Annotated in this window: 12 protein-coding genes; 7 read left to right on the plus strand and 5 right to left on the minus strand. The window is 73.8% G+C overall.

Going from position 1 to position 14,418, the window contains the following annotated elements; all coding sequences use genetic code 11:
• Window positions 1–170: 170 nt before the first annotated feature.
• The 3 genes from OG792_RS25405 (at window position 171) to OG792_RS25415 (ending at window position 1,991) form a co-directional block, all read left to right on the plus strand.
• Window positions 171–851 (plus strand): BON domain-containing protein, encoded by a 681-nt coding sequence (locus OG792_RS25405; RefSeq protein ID WP_329102981.1) that lies wholly within the window; start codon window positions 171–173, stop codon window positions 849–851.
• Window positions 852–936: 85 nt separating this feature from the next.
• The gene (locus tag OG792_RS25410) at window positions 937–1,440 is read left to right on the plus strand and encodes a redoxin domain-containing protein (RefSeq protein WP_329102983.1); all 504 of its coding nucleotides are present in this window, start codon (window positions 937–939) and stop codon (window positions 1,438–1,440) included.
• Window positions 1,437–1,991 (plus strand): DsbA family protein, encoded by a 555-nt coding sequence (locus OG792_RS25415; RefSeq protein ID WP_329102985.1) that lies wholly within the window; start codon window positions 1,437–1,439, stop codon window positions 1,989–1,991. Before OG792_RS25410 ends, OG792_RS25415 begins: the two co-directional genes overlap by 4 nt.
• Window positions 1,992–2,006: 15 nt before the next feature.
• Here OG792_RS25415 and OG792_RS25420 read toward each other — a convergent pair whose 3' ends face one another.
• Window positions 2,007–4,805 carry a LuxR C-terminal-related transcriptional regulator gene (locus OG792_RS25420; RefSeq protein ID WP_329102987.1) on the minus strand — a complete coding sequence of 933 codons (2,799 nt, stop codon included), beginning with the start codon at window positions 4,803–4,805 and terminating at the stop codon, window positions 2,007–2,009.
• Between the two features lie 213 nt (window positions 4,806–5,018).
• Between OG792_RS25420 and OG792_RS25425 the strand changes: the two genes are divergently transcribed.
• From OG792_RS25425 to OG792_RS25435, 3 genes are all read left to right on the plus strand, one after another.
• Window positions 5,019–6,191, plus strand: coding sequence for a saccharopine dehydrogenase family protein (locus OG792_RS25425; protein ID WP_329102989.1), 1,173 nt, complete (start codon window positions 5,019–5,021; stop codon window positions 6,189–6,191).
• A gap of 363 nt (window positions 6,192–6,554) precedes the next feature.
• Window positions 6,555–7,379, plus strand: coding sequence for a hypothetical protein (locus tag OG792_RS25430; RefSeq protein WP_329102991.1), 825 nt, complete (start codon window positions 6,555–6,557; stop codon window positions 7,377–7,379).
• A 129-nt stretch (window positions 7,380–7,508) separates the two neighbouring features.
• On the plus strand, window positions 7,509–8,672 hold the full coding sequence (locus tag OG792_RS25435; RefSeq protein ID WP_329102993.1) for a DNA polymerase III subunit beta family protein: 1,164 nt from the start codon (window positions 7,509–7,511) through the stop codon (window positions 8,670–8,672).
• Between the two features lie 45 nt (window positions 8,673–8,717).
• Here the strand turns inward: OG792_RS25435 and OG792_RS25440 are convergent, their stop codons facing one another.
• Window positions 8,718–9,782 (minus strand): CU044_5270 family protein, encoded by a 1,065-nt coding sequence (locus tag OG792_RS25440; RefSeq protein ID WP_329102995.1) that lies wholly within the window; start codon window positions 9,780–9,782, stop codon window positions 8,718–8,720.
• Window positions 9,775–10,344, minus strand: coding sequence for an RNA polymerase sigma factor (locus tag OG792_RS25445; RefSeq protein ID WP_329102997.1), 570 nt, complete (start codon window positions 10,342–10,344; stop codon window positions 9,775–9,777). The genes OG792_RS25440 and OG792_RS25445 overlap by 8 nt, the downstream gene beginning before the upstream one ends.
• A gap of 335 nt (window positions 10,345–10,679) precedes the next feature.
• Here OG792_RS25445 and OG792_RS25450 point away from each other — a divergent pair, with 335 nt between their 5' ends.
• Window positions 10,680–11,222 (plus strand): hypothetical protein, encoded by a 543-nt coding sequence (locus OG792_RS25450; protein ID WP_329102999.1) that lies wholly within the window; start codon window positions 10,680–10,682, stop codon window positions 11,220–11,222.
• 72 nt (window positions 11,223–11,294) lie between these two features.
• Here the strand turns inward: OG792_RS25450 and OG792_RS25455 are convergent, their stop codons facing one another.
• Window positions 11,295–12,761 (minus strand): NADH-ubiquinone oxidoreductase-F iron-sulfur binding region domain-containing protein, encoded by a 1,467-nt coding sequence (locus OG792_RS25455; protein WP_329103001.1) that lies wholly within the window; start codon window positions 12,759–12,761, stop codon window positions 11,295–11,297.
• On the minus strand, window positions 12,758–14,353 hold the full coding sequence (locus OG792_RS25460; protein ID WP_329103003.1) for a hypothetical protein: 1,596 nt from the start codon (window positions 14,351–14,353) through the stop codon (window positions 12,758–12,760). Before OG792_RS25460 ends, OG792_RS25455 begins: the two co-directional genes overlap by 4 nt.
• Between the last annotated feature and the right edge of the window lie 65 nt (window positions 14,354–14,418).

Raw genomic sequence — 14,418 nt, forward strand, 5'->3', positions numbered from 1 at the left:
GATTCCCTACCGGCCGGCGCCCTGTCACGCGGCCGATCCGGCGGGCCTCATCCTTCCCGGGTGATGGGAAGTCACCCGGGCATCCCGTTGCATCGGCCGTGACAGCGCGGCCACCGCCGGGAGCGTCCGGCGGGTGCCGGTGCGCAATCTATCCCGCGGGAGGAACGACCATGACCCCGTCGACGACAACCACCGGCACCGACGAGGAGATCCAGCGTGACGTCCTCGACGAACTCGACTGGGAGCCCAGGGTCCAGCCCCACGAGATCGGCGTGACGGTGCAGGAGGGGGTGGTGACCCTCACCGGCTGGGTGGACAACTACGCCAAGAAGTGGGCGGCGGAACGGTCCGCGCACCGGATCAACCGGGTCCGGGCGGTGGCCAACGACATCGAGGTCCGGTTGCCGTCGTCGGCCGAGCGCAGCGACGCCGACATCGCCCTGGCCGCCACCCGGGCACTGGAGTGGGACGCGTTCGTGCCGGTCGGGAACCTGGACGTGACCGTCTCCAACGGGTGGGTGGTGCTGCGCGGCGCCGTCGAGTGGGAGTACCAGAAACGGGCCGCCGAGCGCTCGATCCGCCGGCTGACCAGCGTCCGTGGGGTGACCAACGGGATCAGCGTACGTCCGGTCGGGCAGCCGACGGCCGACGAGTTGGAACGGCTCGTCGTGAACGCGCTGATCCGCAGCGCCGAGACCGACCAGGAGCGGATCGACATCGACGTGCAGGGCGACCTGATAGTGCTCACCGGTGCCGTCGGCTCGTGGTCGCAACGGCAGGAGGCGGAGCGGGTGGCCTGGTCCGCGCCGGGCGTGTCGGCCGTCGACAACCACCTCACCGTACGGCTGTGAGCAGCGACGCCGGGCGGCGCGGGGGCGGGGTACCACCTGGAACGGGTGAGTCGGCGTCACCCGGTCCGGCGCGAGGATGGGAGACATGACCGATCCCAGCGGCGCAATCCGACCGGGACAACCGGCGCCGGAGTTCACCCTGCCGACCGGACCGGACGAGCAGGTCAGCCTGGCCGACTTCCGGGGCCGGCCGACCGTACTGGCGTTCTATCCGGCGGACTGGAGTCCGATCTGCGGCGATCAGATGGCGCTCTACCAGGCCATGCGCCCCGAACTCGACCGCTACGGGGCGGCGCTGGTGGGCATCTCGGTGGACAGTGTCTGGTGCCACCAGGCGTTCGCCATGAGCGAGGGGATCGAGTTCCCGCTGCTGGCCGACTTCGAGCCGAAGGGCGGGGTCGCCCGGCGGTACGGCGTCTACGGCGCGGACGGCTACGCGAAGCGGGCGCTGTTCGTGCTCGACCAGCAGGCGCGGGTGAGCTGGAGCTACGTCTCGCCGACGGACGTGAATCCGGGTGCCGACGGCATCCTCGACGCGCTCGACGATCTCAGCAGCCGCCAGCAGTCCCAGACGACGGAGGCCCGATGACAACGCCGATGCAGGTCACGTCGAGCAAGCTGCGGGTGCCGGTCACCGACACGGACCACGTACGCGGGCCGGCGCAGGCACCGGTGACCCTGGTCGAGTACGCCGACCTCCAGTGCCCGTACTGCGGGCAGGCGTACCACCGGCTGCACGAACTGCTGCGCCAGCGACCCGAGACCGTACGGCTGGTGTTCCGGCACTTCCCGCTCAGCAACGTGCACCCGTACGCGGAGCTGGCCGCCGAGACGGTCGAGGCGGCCGGCGTACGGGACCAGTTCTGGGCGATGCACGACTGGGTGTTCGAGCACCAGGACCAGCTCGACCCGGTGCACCTGTCGATGGGTTGCCAGCAGCTCGGGCTGCCCGAGGACGAGGTGAACGACGAGGTGAACCGGCACGTGCACGCCGACCGGATCCGGCGCGACTTCGTCGGCGGGATCCGCAGCGGGGTCAACGGCACCCCGACGTTCTTCGTCAACGGGGTCCGCCACGACGGGTCGTACGAGCTGCCGGAGCTGCTCGCCACCGTGGACCAGGCGGCGGCGTCCGGCTGAGTAACCAGCCGCGGCTCAGATCAGGCGCAGGTCGCGGGCCCGGCGGACGGCCTCCCGGCGGCGGGTCGCGTCCAGTTTGCGGTAGATGTTGCGCACGTGCGTCTTGACCGTGTTCACCGAGACCGAGAGCTCGCTGGCGATCTCCACGTTGGACAGGATGCTCTGGAGGTAACGCAGGACGGTGAGTTCCCGGTCGGTCAACGGCTCACCGAGGCCGGGCACGGCGGCGGCCAGCCGTCCGCCCCGGTCCCGCCGGTCGGTGGACGGTGCCGGGTCCGGGCCGGTGTGCTCCGCACCGGCGGCGATCAGTTCGCGGACCATCGGCCAGTACGCCGTACCGGAGTCGAGGTGCGCGGCGAGCAGGTCCCGAGCCGACGGAACGGAACGGGTGAAGACCCGGCGGAACCCGTCCGGTTCGGCCAGCACCAGCACCTCCTCCAGGGTTCGGGCGGCACGCCGGTGGTCGCCGGCGGCACGGGCGGCCAGCGCGTCGAGCAGGCCCGCCTCCAGTCGTACCGGCAGCAGCCAGGCGTCGCCGTCCGGCCCGGCCCAGTCGGGCAGCGTACGGGCCGCGGCCGCCGGGTCCCCGCCGTGCAGGTACGCGCGAGCCAGCGCCACGGCGAGCGCTTCCGCCGGCCCGGTCGCCGCGTCCAGGGGTGCGAGCAGCAGCTCCCGGCCGCGTCCCAGGTCGCCGTGGGCGGTGCACAGGTCGGCTTCGGCGGCCAGCAGCCACTGCGCCAGCCGCCCGGATCGGGGCTGGTCGGCCAGCCGGGCGTGGGCGGCGAGCAGCAGCGGATAGGCGCCGGCCAGGTCGTCCCGGTCCCGCCCGAGCTGGGCCCGGACCCAGCCGGCGAGTGCGGCGACGGCCGGTTCGGGTCCCTGCTCGATCCGGTTGCCGGCGAGCACCAGGTTCGCCTCGGCGTCGGTCGGCCGGTCCCGGTGCACGGCGACGATCGCCAGCGCGAGGTAGGCGTGAGCGTGGTCGGCCGGTGCGCCGCCGTCGGCGTCGAGCGCGCTGCCGACCACCGTACGGGCGTCCCGTTCGGCCGTGGCGAGCGCGCCCCGGACCGCCCGGACCAGGGCCAACCTGCCGGTGCAGGCGAGCGCCGTGCGGGCCAGACCGGCGCGCTGCGCGTCGGCCAGCGCCCCGGTCAGCTCGGTCTCGGCGGCGACCAGGTCCCCGGCACCGAGCTGCGCCGCACCGGCGGCGGTCCGGGCGATCGCACGGGCCGACAGGTCCACCGGCGGCCGACCGGCACCGGCACCGGGCGGGGACGCCAGCGTACGGAGCCGGGTCGCGGCGACGAGCACGTCGGCGCACGGACCGGCGAGCTGTGCGCCGGCCAGCCGCAGCGCGGCGCCGATCAGCGTGAACCGATCCCGCCGGGCGCCGCCGAGCTGCTGCTCGTGCCGCTCGGCGAGCCGGAGGTAGCCGTCCGCCCCGGTCGGGTCGCCCCGGTCGAGCGCGTCGGCGGCGTAGGCCAGGGCCAGTTCCGGCTCGGCGCGTACCGCCTCCGGGGTCGGCGGTGCGGGTGCCGACGGGCCGGGCCGGGCCGGCGCGTACGGGACCAGTTCGGCCCAGTGCCCGACGAGTACGTCCACCGCCCGGCTCGACTCGCCGGCCGCGAGGGCGTGCCGGAGCGCCCGGGCCGGCAGGTCCCGCGCCACCGCCCAGTTGGCCGCCCGCCGGTGCAGGTCGAGCAGTTCGTCGGCGGGCCGCAGCCGCTGCTGCGCCCGGAGCAGGTCGGCGAGCATCCGGTGGTAGCGGTAGGCCGGTGGACGACTGCCGAGGGCGATCACGAACCCGGTGTCGTGTTCCAGTTCGGCCAGCACCCGATCCCCGTCGGTCCGGCCGGTGAGGGCGTTGACCAGGTCACCGCTGACCCGGTCGGCGATCGCGCCGCTTCGCAGCACGTCCCGCGTCCGGTCGGGCAACCCGGCCAGCACCTCCACCGACAGGTAGTCGGCCACCCCGGCGTCGTCACCGCCGAAGGTGTCGACGAACCGGGCCGGGTCGGGATGGCCGGGCAGGGCCAGCGCGGCGAGCCGGAGCCCGGCCGGCCACCCCTCGGTCCGTACGCGTAGCTCCTCGGCCTGGTCGGCGGGGACGCTGATGCCGTGCGCGGTCAGCAGCTCGGCGGCCTCGGCGGCGGTGAAGGCCAGCTCGTCCGCGCGGATCTCGGTCAGCTCCCCGTTGAGCCGCCACCGGTGCAGCGCCAGCGCCGGGTCGGTACGCCCGGAGATCACCAGCCGCAGCCGGTCCCCCGCGTGCCGGAGCAGGAACTCCAGGCCGTTGGCCAGCTCCGGGTCGTCGATCCGGTGGAAGTCGTCGAGGACCAGCGTGACCGGCTCCGGCCGACGGCCCAGCTCGGCGGCGAGATGGTCGAGGAAGTCCCGGTCCACCGGCCCGTCCCCGCCCTCGACGGCGGGCACCGACCCGACGGCGACGGGCAACGGTGGGCCGTCGTCGGCGCGGCGCACGGCGGCCCGCAGGTACGACCACAGCCGGCTGCCACCGTCGCCCGGTTCGAGGGAGAGCCAGGCCCGGTGTCCGTTGTCGTCGTGGGACCGGTACCAGGAGCCGAGCAGCGTCGTCTTGCCCCAGCCGGCCGGTGCGCAGACCAGCGTGACCGGGCCGGCGGCACCGGTCTCCAGCAGCGTGAACAGGCGGTGGCGGTCGACCACCGCGCCGGGTAGCGACGCGACCGCCAGCTTCGAGGCCAGCAGCGGCGCCACGGCGGGCCGCTCCCGCACCACCTCACCGGTACGACCGCGCGGCGCGGCGGCGCCGGCTCCGATCCGGTCCTCGGGCATCCTGTTTCACCCCCGCGGACACGACCTGTCCATCGCTTCGACATCACGGCTCGACCCGGACGGGCAGCGGGTCGATCTCACCCGACGGACTGCCGTCCGGGGCCCGACCCGGATACCCGGCCGACCGGAGTTCACCCCTCGCGGAGGAGACGGGTTCACCCCTCGGGAGCCGACGAGGCGTTCGCGCCCGCTGTCCGGTGCGACACTTCCGGCATGTCCACGCCGCGTCCGTACGACATCGTCCTGTTCGGCGCGACCGGGTTCACCGGCGGGTTGACCGCGCGGTACCTGGCCCGGCACGCCCCCGCCACGCTCCGTTGGGCGCTGGCCGGGCGCGATCCGCACCGGCTCGCCGAGGTACGCGACGCGCTCGCCGCCATCGACCCGGCCTGGCGCGAGCTGCCCCTGCTGCCCGCCGACACCGCCGATCCCGAGTCGCTGCGCCGGCTCGCCGCCAGCACCCGCACGCTGATCAGCACCGTCGGCCCGTACGTGCGGCACGGGGAGCCGGTGGTGGCCGCCTGCGCCGGGGCCGGAACCGACTACCTCGACATCACCGGCGAACCCGAGTTCGTGGACCTGACCTACGTGCGCCACCACGAGCGGGCCAGCCGGACCGGGGCGCGGCTGGTGCACGCGTGCGGGTTCGACTGCCTGCCCGCCGATCTCGGGGTGCGGTTCACCGTCGGGCGGCTGCCGGAGGACGTACCGATCACAGTGGACGGTTACCTGCGGGGCCGGGGGCGGCCGTCGGCCGGCACGTACCGGACGATGTTGCTGGTGTTGGCGCGGCGGCGGCAGGCGGCGGCAGCGGCCCGCGCCCGGCGGCGGGCGCAACCGGCACCGGCGTCGCGCCGGGTACGGGCGGGCGCCGGGCGGCCGGGCCGGTCGACCGAACTGGGTCGGTGGGTGTTGCCGCTGCCCTCGCTCGACCCGGCGGTGGTGCGCGAATCCGCCACCGCCCTGGACCGGTACGGCCCGGACTTCCGGTTCCGGCATCATCTCGCGCTGCGGCTGCCGCTGCTGGTCGGCGCGGTGGTCGGGACCGCCGGGCTGGCCGTGCTGGTCCGGGTCGGCCCGGTCCGGGAGTGGCTGCTGCGCCGGGCCGGGACCGGCCGGGGCCCGTCGGAGCAGCAGCGGGCGCGGGGCTGGTTCGTGTTCCGTTTCGTCGGTGTCGGCGGCGGCCGGCGGGTGGTCACCGAGGTCGCCGGTGGTGATCCCGGCTACGACGAGACCGCCAAGATGCTCGCCGAGGCGGCGCTCTGTCTCACCCTGGACGACGATCTGCCGGCCACCGCCGGTCAGGTGACCCCGGCGGCGGCGATGGGTGACGCGCTGACCGCACGTCTCGTCCGCGCCGGGATCACCTTCCGGGTCCTGTCCTGACGACCGGTCGGGTGCCGACGACCGGCCGGGACCGGACGGTCGGGCGGGCGGGCGGGCCGCCGACCCGGGTGTTGATCGGGGTCCCTGTCCCTAGGGGGTAGAGATGGGAACCCAGACAGGATCCTATCGTTCATTAGATCCATGTCAATGAATGTTGGTGATACCGCTTACCACCTATCGCCGATTGATGACCTGCCGCGACGGAAATCTGTCACTGGAAATCCGGATATCCTGACCGGTCCCGAATGTGGTATTTGGCGAAGGCGCCGACATATTCGCCCAGCTGGCCGAAGGCCGTCACCCATGCGATGCTCGGAACGTTGTATCCGTACGACTATCAGGTTGATCCGGCGGAGGAAACGCGTGACCCAGCTCGACCTCCCCGGTCCCGCGCCGGCCCACCCCGCGCCGCAGCCGACCACCGGACAGCTGACCCGGTTACGCCTCCTGGTCACCGCCATCACCGCCCCGCGCCCCACCGACCGGTCCGAGCGGACCGTCTACGCGGTCGGCATCAGCGCCGACCCGGACCGCCCCGGCTGGATCCGGCTCGCCCCCATCCCGCTCGGCGAACTCGGCCCCGCCGCCGCCTTCGGCACGTACGACATCATCAGTGTCGACGCCCGGCCGGCCGACCCGGACTTCGGTCGGGAGAGCTGGCAACCGGTCCCGCACACCCTCGTCCGCGAGCACCACCTCAAGCGGTGGCAGTGGCGCCAGCCGTGGCTGGAGCCGTACCTCGGGGAGACGGTGTGCCGGGCGCGGCCGGACGGCCCGACGCTCGCCCTGGTCCGCCCGTGGCGGGTCGACGGGCTGGTGCTGACCGCGCATCCCGGCTGGACCGCCGAGCAGCGACGACGGCTCGACGCGTACGCCGACCGGCTCGACCCGGCCGGACGCCAGGACCGGGCCCCGCTCGGCGCCCCCCGGTTCGTCGGCGCGTACCGCTACCGGTGCGCCGAGTACGGCTGCCCCGGCCACCGGCGGACCATCCTCGACTGGGAGTTCGCGGCACTGCAACACCGGCTGGCCGGGCTGCCCGACGACCGGCTGCGCAACGCGCTCACCACCGCCTTCCTGCACCGGATCTGCGGCCCGGACCGGGACCCGGCGTTCTACCTCGGGCGTTCCGCCAGCCGACCGGACGACTACGACGTGCTCGGCGTCTACTGGCCGCCGAGACGCTGACCACGGCACCCCGCGCCACCGGCCCGACCGGGGAACCGGACGGATAGGTTCGACGGGTCGCCCCCCGACCTCGGCGGGTTGACCCTCGACCTGGTCGAGCCCCCAGGATCAGCGGACGTGGAGAGCGACATGCGCAGCATCGGGGAGATGGCGCGGGCCAGTGGCCTGACCGTCAGCGCCCTGCGGTTCTACGACGGCGCCGGCATCCTGGTGCCCGCCGTGGTGGACCCCGAGACCGGCTACCGCTGGTACGCCCAACAGCAGCTCGAACCCGCCCGGCTGGTGGCCCGCCTGCGCCGGGTCAACCTGCCGCTGGCCGAGATCGGCCTGGTGCTGCGGCACTGGTCCGAGCCGGTGGTCGTACGCCGACTGCTGGACGGGCACCTGCGCCGGCTGGAGGCGGGTCTCACCGACGCGCGCCGCGAACTCTCCCGGGTCCACGCCCTGCTCGACCACGAGGAGAACCTGATGACCGGTTCCACCCACCTGACCCTGACCCGCGCCGGCCTGGCCGCCGGCCTCGACGCCGTACGGTTCGCCGTCGGCGACGACCCGGAGTTGCCCGTACTCGGCTCGGTGCTGTTCGAGGTGGAGGAGTCGGTGCTGCGCCTGGTCGCCACCGACCGCTACCGGCTCGCGGTCGCCTCGGCGGCGGTGAGCGCGGTCGACGGGCCACCGTGTCGGGTGCTCGCCCCGGTCGCCTTCGTCGACCAGGCCCGCACCCTGCTCGCCAGCACCCGCCCCGCCAGCCGCAGCGGCTCCGACAGCGGCTCCCGCAGCGGCTCCGGCAGCGGCTCCGGCAGCGGCTCGGACGAGGCGGTGACGGTGGTGCTCGGCGGTGCCGAGGTCGGTCTGCGGGCCGGTGGGCTGACCGTGCAGGGGCAGCCGCTCGACATCGACTTCCCGGACTACGGGCGACTGATCGGCGAACGGCTCGGCACCGGCGTCCGGGTCGCGGTGGACGTGCCGGCCCTGCGCGCGGCGCTCACCGCCGCGAAAACCACCACCGTCGTACGGGAGCAGGACGGCAGCGCCCGCGAGGTGGCGGTGCTGGGGATCGGCGCCGACGGGACCGTGGCGGTGCTGGACGGGGCGGCACCGGCGGGCGACGACCCCGGCCCGGACGGGCTGACCGGGCCGATCGGGGTGGACCGGGAGTTCCTGCTCCAGGCGCTCGACGCCGGTGGCCGGGGGCAGCTCGTACTCGACCTCGACGGACCGATCAGGCCGTTGCTGCTCCGTCTTCCCGACGACGACCTGACGTACTCGCTGCTGATGCCGATCCGCCGCTGACCGGGCCGGGGCCGGGCCGCCGTGCGCGCCCCGGCCCCGGCGGGTTCAGCCGAGCTGGTCGGTGCGTCGGTGGGCCAGGTACAGCACGTACGAGATCACCGCGGGTGCGCGTACGGCCGACCGGGGCGGGCTGATCAGGGCCACCTGCTCGTAGCTGAGCAGGTGGCCGGTGTCCGGGTCCAGCACGGCCAGATCGCGGGTCGCACCGGCGGCGCTGTCCACGCTGACCGCGACGCCCACCCTGCCCGCCCGGTCGACCACCCGGCCCCGCAGCACCAGCCCGCTGGTCTCGGTGAGCACGTGCAGTACGGCGGCACGCAGGGCGGGATTCATCTCGTGGAATCGGTACAGGTCGGCCACCGCCCGGATCACGGCCTGTGGGCCGTTGCTGAAGGGTTCGTGCGCGGACAGTTGTCGGGTCAGCACCGCCGGGTCGGTGGCCGGTTCGTCCACCACGACGGCCAGTTCACCGGGGCGGTAGTCGGTGCGCGCGGGATCGGTGCCGGATGGCGGCCCGTCGAGCCAGCGCGTCTGTTCCTCGTCGCCCGGTTGGCCCGGCAGGACGGTGATGTCCTCCCGCCCGGACCGGTCGGCCGCCCACCAGAGTTGTTCGTCCCGGGCCAGCACCGCGTTCGCCGCCGCCGGATCGGCCCCGGTGCTGTCCAGCGACCAGGTCTGGCTGTGCTGGTAGGTGTAGCGGCCGGGGCCGGCGGATTCCGGTAGCCGGGCGGTCCGTTCGGCCAACTCCCGCAACCACGGCCCGGCCGGGTCCGCCGGGCCGGGAAACTGGAGCCCGAGCGCGGCGGGTGCGACCGCCATCGCCACCGGGATCGGTTCCGCCCGGTCGGCCACCCCGGTCGGCAGCACGTTGACCAGCACCAGCGCGCCGACTCCGAGCGCCACCGCGGCGACCGGCACGAGCGACCGCAGCCGTACGCCGGGCCGGGTCGACGCCCGCCACCGCCCGTCGCCCCGGCGTTGTTCGGCCAGCCGGCGCAGCTCGGCGGCGCTGCGCCGGGGCGGTGCGATCTGCTTGCCCCGCATCGGGTCGTTCGCCTCGACCAGGCGGCGGACCAGGTGTTCGGTCTGCTCGTCAGAGTGTTCAGCCATGGTTGCTCTCCCCCGTGCCTCGGTGACCCGCTCCGCTGAGCACCGGCTCGGCGGTCCCCACCATCCAGCCACGCAACCGGCTCAACGCCCGGGAGCGCCGCTTGCGTACGGTCGCCTGCCACAGGCCGAGCGCCTCGGCGATCTCGGCGGTGTCCAGTCCGTCCAGGTAGGCGAGTTGGAGCACCTCCCGCTCGGCCGGCTTGAGCTGCCCCCAGACCCGTCCGAGGTCCAGTCGGTCGCAGACGCCCGCGCTCTCCTCGCCCTCGGCCGCACCGGCCACCACCTCCATCACCTCCATCTCGACCAGGGCCAGCGGATGCCGTCGGCTCCACCGCCGGTGGTTGCGCAGATGGTTGTTGGCGGTGGCGAACAGCCACGCCCTCGGCTCGTCCGGTACGTACGCCCGCCGGTCCCAGGCGGTCATGAAGGTCTGCTGTGCCAGGTCTTCCGCCTCGCCCTCGCTACCGCCGAGGGCACGCCCCAGCATCCTGACCACGTCCGGCCAGAATCGTCGGTGCAGTGCGTCGTGCCACGCCTCGTCCCGGCCGCCGATGCCGCCCACCGATTTCTCCTCGGGGATCGATGCCTCTCGTCCTCCGGCGCGCACCGCACCGGCGACGATCTATGTCGTTCCTCCCACCTTGAATATGTCCGTTGGCGCGCGGACGTGACCATCCGGGGCGGGTGGATCGGCACGAAGTTCGATGGACCGTGCGCCGATCATGGGACAAATCACCGCTTTCGCGGCAACGCGGAAGTGACGAGCTGCGCATGCATGAAGGTGAATCGTGACAACTCATTCACCATCATCTTTGCCAGAATATGACCATGGTCGGATTCGGGCTCCGACCGAACTCCCTCACCGCACGGAATCCCGTACCCCCCGAGGAGGCTGCCGTGGCACCCACCCCCCGCCGATGGCGCAGAACCGCCACCGTCCTGGCCGCGATCGTCACGATCGTCGCCGTCGTCGCCGGTGTTTCTCCGGCCACCGCCGGACCACCGGACGACCCGTACAGCGCGGTACAGGTCGAGATCGACAAGCATCTGGCCGCCTATCCGGGCGGCCGGCAGATCAACCCCACCGAGATCAGCTACGCCGACGGCGCCTTCGTGCTGACCTTCGAACGACCGGTCGGCACCACCGCCAGCCCCGACTGCGCCGCCGGCTGGTTCTGCTTCTACGACCGGATCAACTACGGCTACCCGCGCGGACAGCTCTCCAGCTGCGGCTGGCAGGACCTGGTCGACTGGGGCTGGACCGACCGGACCGAGTCGGTGCACTTCAACATCTCGTACGGGTCGGTCTCGTTCCTCAACCACACCACGGCCGGCCACGGCGGTGACGCGTACCTGTTCGCGGCCACCGCCAGCGCGCCCACGGATCCCGACGTCGCACCGAACCGCAACATCGCCGACCACGTGAACCGGTACTGCTGAGCCGCCCGGCGGTGCCGGTACGGGCTCGGAGGCCCGTACCGGCACCGCCGGATCAACACGGCCCGGTGCCGGCTACTTCGCGTCGGTCAGGCGCAGCGCGAGCGCGGGACACATCCGTACGGCCTTGCGGGCGCCGGCTTCGAGCCAGGTCGGCACCGGCGTGGGCGGGAACGACGGGAAGCCGTTGCCGTCCAACCGGATGAACTCGGGCACCACGTGGGCGCAGAGCCCGTGCCCGTCGCACCGGGACCAGTCGACCGAGAGCCGGGTGGAGACGCTCTCCGGACTCGCCGGCAGCCCCAGCACGCCCTTCACCCGCCGGCCGCAGCCGTCGCGGGTGGCGTGGGCGGCGAGGTCCTCGGCGAAGACCTCCATCGCGGAGGTGGCGAACCTGGCCGTGCCGTCCGGGTGGCTGCACGCGCCGCGTCCGCGTACCGCCCCGGCGGCGGCCCGGACGATGTCGGCGGCGGCGGTGCCGGCGACGATCACGTCGACCGCGCGGGCCAGGTCCGGCAGGCCGAGTCGGCACGGTCCGCACTGGCCGGCGGACTCCCCGGCGAGGTACTGCACCACCTGGGCCACCTCACCGAGCGGGCAGGTGTCCTGGCCGAGCGGGATCATGATGCCGGCGCCGAGGGTGCCGTCGACCGCGGCGAAGCCCTTGCGCGAGATGACCGCCTTCGCCGCCGCCTCGGCGGTGATCCACCGGCCGTGATAACCGCCGGTCAGCACACCGGGACCGTCGGGCACCTCGCACAGGGCCAGGATGTCGGCGAGCGGCGTACCGGCGGGGCACTCGACCACCGCGGGCCGGGCCGCCGCGCCGGTCACGGTGAGCAGCACCGTGCCGGGTTCGTCGTCGGTGCCGACGGCGGCATACTCGTACGGGCCGAGCCGGGCGGCGATGGCGAGCTGGGCGTACGTCTCGGCGTTCGACAGCAGGGTGGGCATGCCGGCGACGCCGGAGTCACTGGCCCGCTTCTTGACCCCGGGCGGGATGTGCGCCTCGCCGTTGATCCCCTTGACCAGCGCGCCGCCCTCGCCGGAGATGAACCGGTGCGGGACGGTGACGATCCCGGTCGGCACCGGCATCTTGCGTTCGGCCAGCGCGGCGGCCAGCGACGCCTCGCCGATGCCGTCGTCGGCGACCCCGATCACGATCTCGTCCGCGTCCAGCGCGTACGCGACCATCGCCGCGCCGTCCAGGATCAGGTGCGGGGCCCGGGTGAGCAGCACCTTGTCCTTCCAGCTCGCCGGCTCGCCCTCGGTGGCGTTGACCACCACCACCGGGGCCAGGACCTGCTTGCGGGCCGAGTCGAGCACGGCCCGTACCTTGCGGGCGAACGGGAAGCCGGCGCCGCCCTTGCCCTTGAGCTGCATCCCCTCGGCGAGCTTGATCAGCCCGTCGATCGACAGCCAGTCGAGTTCGCCGTGCACCTCCTCGTGCGCGAGCAGGTCCAGCCGGCCGTACTCGCTGAAGCCGGCGGTCAGCCGCGGCGGCCCGAAGGTGGCGACCGGCGGTACGGTCGTCCGACTCACTTGGCCTCACCCCGCAGTTCACGCCAGTACGCCTCGTCCACGCTGTCCCCGGCGCCGCGCTTGCGCCGCCCGGAGCGGCCCGACGAGCCGTCCGTGCCGGCCGCCCGCATCGCCCGCCGCAGGTCCAGGTTGACCAGCGTCGGGGTGTCGTCCACCACCGGCGCCGGCTCGGCGCCACCCCGGCGCGGCCGGTATTCCTCGTCGGTCTCGTCGTCGTCCGCCCGCCGCCGGGGCCGGTAGTCGACGTCGGCCTCGTCGTCGGCCTGCCGGCGGGGGCGGTAGTCCAGCTCGATCTCGTCGTCGTCGGCGCGTCGGCGCGGCCGGTAGTCCGGGTCGGCCTCGTCCTCGGCACCCCGGCGGGGCCGGTAGTCGGGCTGTTCGGCCTCCGGTTGCGCTCCCCGGCGCGGCCGGTAGTCCCGGTCGACGTAACGCTCGGCGTAGTCCCGCTCGGCCTCGTCGCGCTCGACCTCGTCGCGGGACCGGCGGCCGGTGTCCGACTCGGGTCGGCCGCTGTCGAGGTAGTCGCGCTCGACCTCCGGGTCGGAGCGGCGGCGGCTGGTCGGGGCGGAGTCGGTGTCGGTCCGGGCCGACCAACGCCGACCGTACCGGGGGCCGTCGGCGGTCTGCTCGGCCGCGACGGTGCCGGGGCGCGGCACCTCCGGTACGACGAACCGGCTCGACCGGCGTCCCGGCGTCGCCTCGGCGGCGGTGCGGTCGGGACGCGCCCGGCGCCCGACCCGCTCCTCGGCCCGGCCGACCCGCAGGTTGCCGACGCTCTCCGGTTCGGCCCAGCTGACCCGGACGTCACCGCCGGACCCGGCAAGTTTGGTACGCGACTCGGCACCGTCGCGTACGGCCTTGCCGACCGGCTTGATCGAGCCGGTGGTCTGGCCCTGGTCCCGGCGTTTGCGGCCGACGCTGACCGAGAGCCGGACCAGCAGCGCGACGATCACCAGGAAGACGCAGAGCAGGTAGCTCAGGGTGACCCAGGCCGCGGGCTGGCGGCCGGCGTTCAGGCCGTGGGTGAGCGCGACCGGCCAGGAGGCGTACGCGGTGCTGTGCAGTGCCCGCCACATCCACGGCTTGCCCCGGTCGACGAACCGGGCCCGGATCAGACCGGTCCAGAGCGTGGCGACCATCAGGTACGCGGCGATGGTGCCGAGCCCGACGTAGAGCCCCCGCTGCGAGACGAACGGCAGGAAGGCGTCGGTCGCCGCGGCCCGGCCACCGGAGACCTTGGTCAGGATGTGCAGGGCGAGGGTGGTGACCGCGATGACCCCGGTGGTCCGGTGCGCGGACTGGAGCAGCACCCGGTGCCGGACCAGCAGCACTATCCGGTCGGTGGCCAGCAGCCCGGCCATCACGGTCAGGCTGAGCGAGACCAGGGCGACCACCCCGGCGTAGAACTCAAGGTAGACGTAGCTGTAGACGTAGAGCACCTGACCGGCCGCGGTGAGCATGGCCAGGGCCCAGCCAGCAGCGAGTACGGACGCGCCGAGCACCGCCATCGCACCCCTGGACCGCTGCGGCGTACCCCGGCTGGTGACGGTCCTGGGGTTGGCGGGTCGCTGGATCTGCTGTGTCCGAGCCATACGCTCCCTCGATCTCCCACCCAAGCTCTTCCGTCACGTCATACGTAGGAACGGGGCGAGCGGAT

Origin of the sequence: Micromonospora sp. NBC_01699 (assembly GCF_036250065.1) — a bacterium.
In the GTDB taxonomy this organism is placed as follows: Bacteria; Actinomycetota; Actinomycetes; order Mycobacteriales; family Micromonosporaceae; genus Micromonospora_G.